Source organism: Alcanivorax nanhaiticus (genome assembly GCF_000756665.1).
GTDB classification, from domain to species: domain Bacteria; phylum Pseudomonadota; class Gammaproteobacteria; order Pseudomonadales; family Alcanivoracaceae; genus Alcanivorax; species Alcanivorax nanhaiticus.
On sequence record NZ_ARXV01000027.1, the window covers coordinates 1 to 9,973 of the forward strand.

The following is a 9,973-nucleotide window of genomic DNA, read 5'->3' on the forward strand; positions in this document are numbered from 1 at the left end:
CACAAAACATCACGACCTCCCGGCTCTGTGGGAACAAAGCGCAGCGAAGTAACGTCCGCAGGACGGCCCGAAGGGTGAGCGTAGCGAATACGGGCGTTCGACCGCGATGGCTTTTGCCAGAATGATTAACTGTAGGACACGACAGCGTTCGCCCTACCTCCACCACGATACCTCTGTTAGGATAAAAATTGCGCAGTGATGGCATAAAGGCATCACCCCAAATACCCGAGAATTCCTGCCTAATGTTCAGTCCTCCCGCTTATCAGCAGCATCTTGCCCGCCCGTACCGCAAAGCCCTGTTAAATGCCCTGCTGATTATCACCTTCTTTAGCGGCCTGCTATTTGCGTGGATCAACTTCGGCAGAGACAACTTCATTGTAGCGGTGGCCGAACTCGTGATGGCCACCTATTCCATCACGCTGTTCTTCATTGTCCGACAGACCCAGCGAGTGGAATTCTGGGCAATGGCGTACCTGTTTCCCTTTTTCAGCATCATGATGGTGGCCATGGCCGCCCCAAAATCCACCGTCAATATCTTTATCTGGATCTTCCTGATTCCCATTGTCGCTCATCTCCTGGTGGGGCGAATTAAGGGGCTCGGTCTCACGTTGCTGTACATCGGTATTGCGGCTGCCATCTTTTTTCATCGCTTTGGGGACGACCCTGAAATGATGGAGCCCGTGATTCTGGCCAATATCGGGGTGCTCACCCTCTGCCTGATCGCCTTCTCCCATGTGTATGAGATTACCCGGGAGCAATCAGAGCAGCGACTCACCCGGCAGGCGCATTCTGATCCGCTCACCCAGCTACCTAACCGCGCTCATCTACAAAGTCGCTTTGATCATGAACGTCTGCGTCATCAGCGACTGGCCAGCCCCATGTCGCTGGTGTTGCTTGATCTGGATTTCTTCAAGCGTATCAACGACACCCACGGACATGCTGCTGGCGACAAGGCGCTGCAGTATTTTGCCAATCTGATGCGCACTGCGGTTCGCCAGACTGATCTGGTGGCACGCATGGGGGGAGAAGAGTTTTGTCTGTTATTACCCGATACCAACGCGGATCAGGCATTCGTTGTCGCCGAGAAAATTCGCCACAAACTGGCACGCGCAGCCCTGGATCTGGAGGGCACCCCGGTAACGCTGACGGTAAGCGGTGGTATAGCGCAGCTGGGCGCCGGTGGAGACACTCTCGATGCCCTTACCCGAAGTGCCGACGAAAAGCTCTACAAGGCAAAAGCCACGGGGCGTAACCGGATCATGAGCTAGCCACCGCATGGTGTTATCTCAATAACGCCAGATTGCAACATCGACATCGAGCCGGCTGAAAATATACGATTGTGAAAACACCCTGAGGGGGTGAGGCGCTCTTCAGCAGCTCCTTAAGCCCTTAACGGGCAACATTCCAATAAAAACGGGAACAAGCCTCAATGGCAGCCATGTTTCATTCGGATACCGATACGTTGGCCGGCATGTTGAGCAGGGCCTTTTACCAGGACCCCCTGTTCAAATACTTTTTCCCGAACGATACAAAACGGGAACGACAGAGCTATATCACGTTCCAGTTCATGCTTCGCCATACTCATCTCAAAGGCGAAATCGTTCACCCCGAAGACAGTACAGATGGGGCCGCGCTGTGGGTTCCCTCCGATACCATGCGCCACACCACTCTGGACCTGCTTCGCCTTGGCGTGATCCCCGGCCTGCTGGGCCAGGGTATTCCGGCTGTGCTCCGTCAACTCCGGGCTCTGGATGGCATGTTTGCCATGCACCACACCATCATCGATACCCCACACTATTATCTAAGCGTTTTTGGCGTCGAGCCGGCCAGACAGGGCAAGGGACTGGGGTCTGCGCTGTTACGTCCTACGCTGGAACGTTTCGACCAGGAAGGTATGCCAGCCTATCTGGATACCCATAACGCTGAGAATGTCTCGCTGTACCGGCGTTTCGGTTTCGAGATTGTTCACCACGGCTATCTGCCTGGCGGTGCAGTGATGCACTGGGCCATGTTACGTTTGCCTCGCAAATAAGCGCTCGGGCGATAGAGATAATCGCCTCAGCGCTTTCCGGCAGGCAGTAGCTCGTCGAAGTGATGAATCACGATATCCGCCAGCTCCGCATGCGCGCCGGAGCACACCGGATCATAGTAGATGCCAGTCATTCCGGCCTGTCTTGCGGCTTCCAGATCAAATCGAAAATCCCCCACGTAGGCTAGCCTTGCCACCGGTAACCGCCATTGCCGGGCGATTTTGAGCAAGCCATCGGGCGCGGGTTTGGGTGCTGCATCTTCACGCCCCAGCAGGCACTCCACTTTTACCCCCAGCCGGTGGAGCGTCAGTTCAGCGACTTCGCGGGCATTACGGGTGAGGATGGCTATCGGTACATGACTCGCCTTCAGACGCTCCAGGCATGACTCCGCACCGGGCATCCATTGTGCTCTTTGCGCGCCGGCCATTTCATGGCGAAGCACAACCGCGTGGGCGGCAGCTTGCTGATCCGCTGGCAACCCGGCGATAAACTCCAGCACTCCTGTTCCAGCCGGACAACCTACTGCCTCCCGGATTTCCCGGAAATCCAGCCGTGAATCCACCAAGGTGCCATCCAGATCAAAAATGACCCCCTGTAACGCCGCCAATGTTCTTTGAGCCATATCCCATCCTTATTGAAGCCGCTTACTCCACACACATTGTGAAGCACCCCATACACAAACCGTCAATTCTGGGTAATACTGCCTGAGACCAACCATCAGGGAGAGATAACAATGAAACGCCTACAACAACTATTTTCCATCGCTATTCTGTCTTCTCTGGCTTCACTGTCCAGCGCCGGTCTTTATATCGGCGGTGGCCTCTACAACGCCTCTGTGGACGAGGAAGTCGATAACATTGAGTTCGATGACAGCGACACGACTCTGGGCCTGTTCCTCGGCTGGCGTCCTATCGAACTGGTCGGGGTGGAAGTCGGCTATTATGATTTTGGTGAAGTCGAGAGTGATTCCGGCTTTATGGTAGAAGGTGGAGCCCTGACACTGGCAGGCCTGCTGAGCCTGGAACTGGGGCCGGTTGGGGTTTATGCCAAAGGCGGCGTGGCAAACACTGACTACGACATCGACCACCCGCTATTTGGCAGCGATGATGACTCCTCTTCCGATGCGTTTGGTGGGCTGGGTGCGACTGTCGATGTGATGGACAAGCTGTATGTCTACGCCGAGTACATGCGCTTTGATAACGAACTGAACGTAGACATGCTCGGTGCAGGTGTCCGCTTCGCGTTCTGATATGCGTCTGCTAGCACCATCAAAAAGAAAGGCGCCGTTGGCGCCTTTCTTTGTTTGGGGATAGCGCGAGGGTTTCCTGTCTGGGCTCCCCCTTCGCGGCGGAACCGCCGCTCCCACAACACATCGCAACCTTCACTGGCTCTTGCGGGAGTGGGCGTTCGACCACGATGGCTTGCCTATCGGCACGCCCTTTCGCGACGGAACCGTCGCTCCCACAACACATCGTAATCTTCACTGGCTCTTGTGGGAGTGGGCGTTCGACCACGATGGCTTGCCTATCGGCGCGCCCCTTCGCGACGGAACCGTCACTCCCACAAAAACATCGCAATCTTCACTGGCTCTTGCAGGAGTGGGCGTTCGATCACGATGGCTTGCCTATCGGCGCGCCCCTTCGCGACGGAACCGTCGCTCCCACAGAGGGGTAAAGGCTTACTGTTCGGAAACGATTCGGTCCAGCAAAACCCGATGGGGAGTATCGCTGTATTGATCTTCCCCAAAGGCGGCGATCAGGCTGAGTCCGGGTTCCAGCCGCAATTGCTGCTGGATGTGGCGGCGGGTCTCGCCGGTGCGGTATTCAAGATCAACGGCAAAGCCATCATTACCTAGCTTATCCACTTGCAGATTGAAGTTGCTTCCGCTGGCCTGCCAGTGAGTGCGGCCGCTATCGTACAGGCTGATGTACCAATCAACGCCATCACTGCTTTGTTGCTGAACCACCCTGACGCCTCCTTCCGGCGGCTGGCTCTTCTGCCAGACGAAGGTGTAGTACCACATACACAGCACCACCGCGAGAGCAGCGCTGGACAGGATCAATCGCCATTTCATCATGGCTGTTCTTTCCTTCATTTAAGTCGATATTGTGAAACCGCTCAGGCTCTCTGAAGCTCGCTTCCTGCGCCTGAAGAGGAAGACGGGAATCGCAACCCTCGACGATTCCATCACCAGCAAGGCTGCTGTGGGAGCATGCCTGCACGCGATGGTGAAACACATTCCGCGTGCACGCATACTTCCAAAAAGGACAGCTTCCTCTGACGCCAGGTTACCTCTTCACTTCCACCCACTGCCCTTTGCTGCGGGCCTGGTAGCGGCCATCGTACATGGCTTCCACCGTCCAGGCTGGCAGATAGTAGCGGCCCGCAAAGGAGGCGTTAAGCTCAACCTGTAGGGTAAGGCTTTGCTTGCTACCAGGCTTGAGGTCGAAGTAATGCATGACCCGGTCATCGCGCAAGTCCTGCCAGGTGACTCGCTCACTGTTCTCGGCGCTACCATCCAGCCGGCTGCTGGTCAGCTGCCAACCTGACGGCATGATCTGGGTCAGCGCCACATCTTCCAGGGTACGGCCAGTGAGATTCTGCACGGTAACTTGAGCCGTAAAGTCCTGGCCCTGTTTCAGGGTGGCTGGATTCAGCGGTTTACCATCAGCAAGGAAACGGACTGAAAGCGCCAACCCTTCACTGCTGGCCATCTCATTGCCCGGGGCCGGGGTGCCAGTCTGACTGAGGGTGACAAACAGCTTGCGCTCACTGTCGTTGCGCACGGTCAGTGCCTGGGCTCCAGAATGCAAGGCTTGCTGCGTCACCGGAGAGGTGGCAGCAATGTCCTGCCAACGCCCCTTACCCTCTTTCAGCGCATAGGCGTAGGACTTGTCGTCACTCTGACTACCCGCGTAACGAGCCATGGCCATGAGTGACCAGGCAGTGGTCTGGGTGCTGTACCAGCCATCACCGGAGAGCTCTGCGGCGATATCTCGAGCCAGAGACCAGGCCTGCTGGTTGCGCCCCTGAGCCTGGGTAACAGTAAGACGGATGGCCTGATCACGCAGCTGGGAGCCATAGGTATAGCTGGCACCATCCTGCTGCAGGTCATCCATGGCAAGCGTGGTCAGTTCTGCCGCCACATCCGACAAGCCCATCTGCTGGTAGGCCGCCGCCAACAACCACCGGCCACTGTGATAGCTGCTGCTTTGGCGATAATCCTTCTGCGCTGCCTGCAAGCGCTCGCGCAGGCGATTCATGGCGCCCACTTGGGGCTTGCCCGCCAGCGCCAGGGTGTACTGCCGGTAGGCTTCTGCACTCCACTGCCAGGGGCGATCACCCAGGCTCTGGCTGCGGCGGATCTGCCAGGCCAACCAGTTATCCAGCATGGTCACCGGCACCGCATAACCCAGACGACGCGCTTCCAGCAGGAAGTGACCGGCGTAGGTGGAGCCCCAATCGCTGGCATCCGCCAGGCCCGGCCAATAGCTGAAACCGCCATTGGCCAGCTGGAACCGCTGCAGACGACTGATAGCCGCATCAATATGAGTCTGAATATCCTGCTTTTGCTGGTCACTCAGGTTCATGAGCTGCGGTAGATAAAGCTGCGGAAGCGCTGCAGAAGTCGTCTGCTCGATGCAGCCATGGGGGTAGCGCAACAGATACTGGAGACGACGCTCCAGCCCCATGGCCGGCAAGGTGCTGACTGCCAGCGAGGCACTGTTGGTACCCGGCAAACCATGAGGCGCGGTTTCCAGCGCCCAGATTTCGCCTTTCTCCAGCACCTTGAAAGTGTCACGGGTGGTGGGCGGGTTGGCTGCACGTACCGGCAGATTGACGGTTTCCGTTGCCCGGTGTTTGCCCGCTTTAGCGGTCACCTTGATCTCGCCCATCCCGGTTTGCTGTTTGGCAGTGAGCCGCAGCATGGCGATCTGGTCGGACGGTCCGGTAAAGGTCAGCGAAGCACTGTCCGCATCCAGACTGAACAACTCTTCATCCGCCTCTACGGACAGCGTCACCTTGCTGATGCTGTCATCTGTCACGAACACGGTCACCGGCAAGGACACACTTTCGCCCGGGCCCAATACACGCGGCAAACTGCTCAGCAGGGTGAGCGGCTGGGTGACGGTGATGTCCTGATCGGCTTTGCCGTAAGCCCCATTGTCACCGGCCACCACCATGACACGTACCTGCCCCATGTAAGGCGGCAAGGTGATTTCATGTTTGCCGGTACTCCCCGCTTCCAGCGTAAAGGGACCAAGGAACTCCACCACTGGCGGGAAACGTCGGCGTCGTTTGTCGCGGCCGTCATCGGCGCTGTCTGAGCCCCCCAGGGCCAGCAGCTGATCCAGTTCGGCACCGTATGCCCCGGCCACCAGGTCGAACAGGTCCCAGGTCAATACGCCCAGGGCTTCGCGACGGTAGAAAGCATCGTGGGGGTCCGGGGTGCGAAAGTTGGTCAGCCCCAGCAGCCCTTCATCCACCAGCGCCAGGGTATAGGTCATTGCCCTGCCCTGCTTTTCCGTCACTTCTACGGTGAAGGTTTGCTCCGGCTTCACTTTTTCAGGTGCGTCGATCTGGGGAGTCAGCTGGTTGGCGGGGTCATCCACCAACAGCGGCACCACCCCATAGAGACGAATCGGGCGATCATTATCGCGTTGATGTGGCTGCAGCAGCGCCACATGCACATACACATTGGGTGCCATGTCGGCTCTGACCGGAATCTCCAGGGTCTGGGCCTGGCCGGTGGCGGGCTGCCAGAATTGCTTCAGCACCGCAGAGCCATTCTCCAGACTTACCAACAAGCGGCCTTCCGCGATGGCAGGCAACTCGATGCGCGCAGTCTCCCCAACCTGATAGCGATCCTTGTCGGCTCCAAGGCTCAAACGGGTAGCGGCGTCCTGGCTACCGGAAGCCTGATCCCAGCTCCAGCCCAGATACACGGTCTGGGAAGCACAGTGTTCGCTGCGCTGGTCACACACCCGGATCAGATGACGACCCCAGTCATAATCTTCACCATCCAGCGTCCATTGAGCACGCCCCTGGGTATCGGTGGTGATTTGTGCTTCGCGGATGACCTTGGTATGCGGATCACTAATGAAGTGAGTGAGATCATCGCCGGAGCGATCCCACCACCAGCGCCAATCGATCTCATAGACTGTCAGGGACAGTGGACGTGATGCCAGCGGTTTGCCATCGCTGTCCACACTGATCAGATCAATCCCATGCTGTTCATTGCGTGCCAGGGCTCCGCCCCAGCCACTGCCTTTGGGAATACGCATCCCCACCCACTGGGAGTAGGGGTAAACCGGGACACTGCGAATCTGGGTACTGTAATCACCGCTGTTCTCGAATACCCGTGAGGTGAGCGTCGCCCGCATCATGCCCGGTGGTTGTTCGGCAGGCACGGTGAGCGGGAAGCTGGCCTTGCCTTCACTGTTCACGCTGGCATCAAAGGCGGTAAAGGGTTCGCTGCCGAGCGCACGAGTACCATCATCAAATTGATAAGCATCCAGCCCTTCGAATCGAGTGGTCACGGCTCGGGCGCGGACTTTCACATCGGCCTTGAGGTTGGCCGCGGTGGCGCCATTGAGCCACTGAGTAAATAGCGTCACCGGTTGGGACTGATTGGCCGACACTTTTTCTGGCAAGGCCAGATCAATCTTCAGTCGGTTGGGTTTGATGGCTTCGACTCTGACGGGAGTATCAAAGTAACGCTGCCCCAGACGAGCCACCGCACGCCAGTTGCCGGTGGGCGCCTCTTCTTCCGTACTCAGGGTAAAGGCATAAAAACCATTCACAGGCTGTTCGAGAGTGTAGCTGTTGACCTTGTTGCCACGCGGATCGAACCAGTCCAGCGTGAGCGGGTGGTCATCGGGAATCTGGTCGTTCTTGTCTTCAAGAATAAAGGTGAGATGAATGTCATCACCCGGACGCCAAACATCACGCTCGCCGTAGAAGAAGCCCTTCAGGCCATCACGAACCCGTACGCCACCGGTGTTGAACTGGTTGGTGGGCAAGGCACGGTTGCGCGCCAGCTTGAGGAACCCGGTGTCGCGATCCTTGCTGGCCTTGAGATAAAACGGTGTGCCGTCCAGCGCGATCTGCACCATGCCGTCATCATTGGTGAGGCCCATACCAATCTGCTGTTGCTGATAGTTATAGACCTTCACGACCACGGCCTCGGCGGGCTCATTGTCATTCAGGCTGGTGGCCACCACATGCAGTTGCTGGTCTTCTCCCCGTTTGGCGATCAAGCCCAGGTTGGAGGCCAGGAAAGCCCGGGTGCTGCTGGCAAGATCGTTGTAACGGTAGTAGCTGTCGGAACAGGGATTATCCTGTTCATACCAGCTCAGGTAGCCCGCATCATCGTAATAACGACTGAAACGATCCTCACCTGGCTCTTCCTGTCCAGGACCGTCGTAGTCTTCCGGCAAGCTGGCCTTGCGCGTCAGGGCACCGGCCGGGCAATCGTAGCTAATGTCCTCACCATCAATGGTCAGCGTTAGCATCACCAGACCATTGGGGTGCGTGGCCATCAGCTCGGTGAGATCCAGCTGGTAACGTTGCCAGCCGTCGCCGTTGGCGGGGAGACTCAGCGTTTTTTGCCAGAGATAACGCCCGGTGCGGCTGTCATGATCCCCCTCATCCAGGTCACTGCCCTGCAGGTAGATACCCATGTTGTCATCAAACACCCGGAACGCCTGCACCTTGACAGAGCTGACAGAGGCCGCCTCGAAAGGCACGCTCAGCGTCTTGCCGTCCGGCAAGATGGTACCTTTACCCACAAAGCGAACGCCCGGCCGGGACATCATCAGGGTAATGGTTTTTTCCAGTTTCTTGTCGAGGCGGACACCTTTGGCAGAGCGAACTCCGCCTTCGATCACCAGCTTGACGGACTCTTCGCTATTGTCATCGGGATAGACCCGCAACCGGCTACCATCTACCTCGGTACGCGGTTTCAGATTCCGGTCCAGCGTCACCAGCCCCATCAGGTTCTGGGTTCCTTGAAGCGGCTCGGAAAAGTTCACCTCCACATGAGGCTTGGGATAATTCACCGCTCGTACATTGGTGATGGCAAAGATAGTCCGGGCCGGTACGCCGTAATGGCGCTCCCCCTGGTTATCCACGCCCAGGGCGGAACCATCCCAGCTCACCGTCAAGGTCCCTTCACTGTCTCCCCGGGCGATGCCGGTTACGGTAAAGGCATGCTGCAGCCCTGCCGCATCATGCTGCCAGCTCAGCACCGGTTTACCCGGCCCCTTCACCTGCAGCGCCTGTTCCACTGCAGCATTGTCTGCTATGTCCCGGGTTTGCAGGCTGCCGGACAGGGTCATGTCTGTCCCTTCTTCACTTGGCAGCAGTGACTCCACCGTCAGGCTCATTTGCTGGCGTAGCACCTGTAGGTCGAATACGGCAGCAGGAATCTCGTCATCCACTGCCTGCAAGCCTTGGGCATACAGACTCAGCTGCAACGATTGCCCGCCCTCCAGTGCTGCCGCAGGGCGAATTTCCAACCGGTCGACAGCCACAGCAACAGCCTCGTGCGGCAGCTCCGGCTTGAGGCTGACCACCCCGGATACCGACCGGCCTACAACTTGCTCACTGAACACGGGGTGACTGAAGCGCACGGTAATCGGAGCCCTGGCACTGATCGTGCCCCCCGGCAACGCATCGAGATGTTGCTGCCAGCGATCATCCAGCGGTGTTAAGGCCGGTGGAGTCACGGCTGAGGTTTGCTCCGCTGCGGTCTTCCCTGAAGTGTCCGCCGGCTTGTCATCACAGGCCACCAGCAGCATGCTGGCGGTGATCAACAGGAGGCGAAACACTGTTGCAAGCGACATTGGCATCAGTCTTTTCCCTTGTTCAATGAATCGGACAAACATAGCACATCAGTACTGCCATTCGGTGTATTGCCTTAGGGCCTGTTCACACTACCA

Annotated in this window: 6 protein-coding genes; 3 read left to right on the forward strand and 3 right to left on the reverse strand. The window is 57.8% G+C overall.

The window, feature by feature from the left end:
• Positions 1-242: 242 nt before the first annotated feature.
• Together Y5S_RS18875 and Y5S_RS18880 are read left to right on the forward strand one after the other, a co-directional pair.
• Positions 243-1,268, forward strand: a complete 1,026-nt coding sequence (locus Y5S_RS18875) for a GGDEF domain-containing protein (protein ID WP_035235503.1) — start codon at positions 243-245, stop codon at positions 1,266-1,268.
• A 161-nt stretch (positions 1,269-1,429) separates the two neighbouring features.
• The gene (locus tag Y5S_RS18880) at positions 1,430-2,032 is read left to right on the forward strand and encodes a GNAT family N-acetyltransferase (protein WP_035235506.1); all 603 of its coding nucleotides are present in this window, start codon (positions 1,430-1,432) and stop codon (positions 2,030-2,032) included.
• Positions 2,033-2,058: 26 nt separating this feature from the next.
• Here Y5S_RS18880 and Y5S_RS18885 read toward each other — a convergent pair whose 3' ends face one another.
• On the reverse strand, positions 2,059-2,652 hold the full coding sequence (locus tag Y5S_RS18885) for an HAD family hydrolase (RefSeq protein ID WP_035235509.1): 594 nt from the start codon (positions 2,650-2,652) through the stop codon (positions 2,059-2,061).
• A 111-nt stretch (positions 2,653-2,763) separates the two neighbouring features.
• Here Y5S_RS18885 and Y5S_RS18890 point away from each other — a divergent pair, with 111 nt between their 5' ends.
• The gene (locus tag Y5S_RS18890) at positions 2,764-3,279 is read left to right on the forward strand and encodes an outer membrane beta-barrel protein (RefSeq protein WP_035235511.1); all 516 of its coding nucleotides are present in this window, start codon (positions 2,764-2,766) and stop codon (positions 3,277-3,279) included.
• A gap of 429 nt (positions 3,280-3,708) precedes the next feature.
• Here Y5S_RS18890 and Y5S_RS18895 read toward each other — a convergent pair whose 3' ends face one another.
• Both Y5S_RS18895 and Y5S_RS18900 read right to left on the reverse strand, forming a co-directional pair.
• The gene (locus Y5S_RS18895) at positions 3,709-4,107 is read right to left on the reverse strand and encodes a hypothetical protein (protein WP_035235514.1); all 399 of its coding nucleotides are present in this window, start codon (positions 4,105-4,107) and stop codon (positions 3,709-3,711) included.
• A 211-nt stretch (positions 4,108-4,318) separates the two neighbouring features.
• The gene (locus Y5S_RS18900; protein ID WP_035235517.1) at positions 4,319-9,883 is read right to left on the reverse strand and encodes an alpha-2-macroglobulin family protein; all 5,565 of its coding nucleotides are present in this window, start codon (positions 9,881-9,883) and stop codon (positions 4,319-4,321) included.
• Positions 9,884-9,973 lie beyond the last annotated feature (90 nt).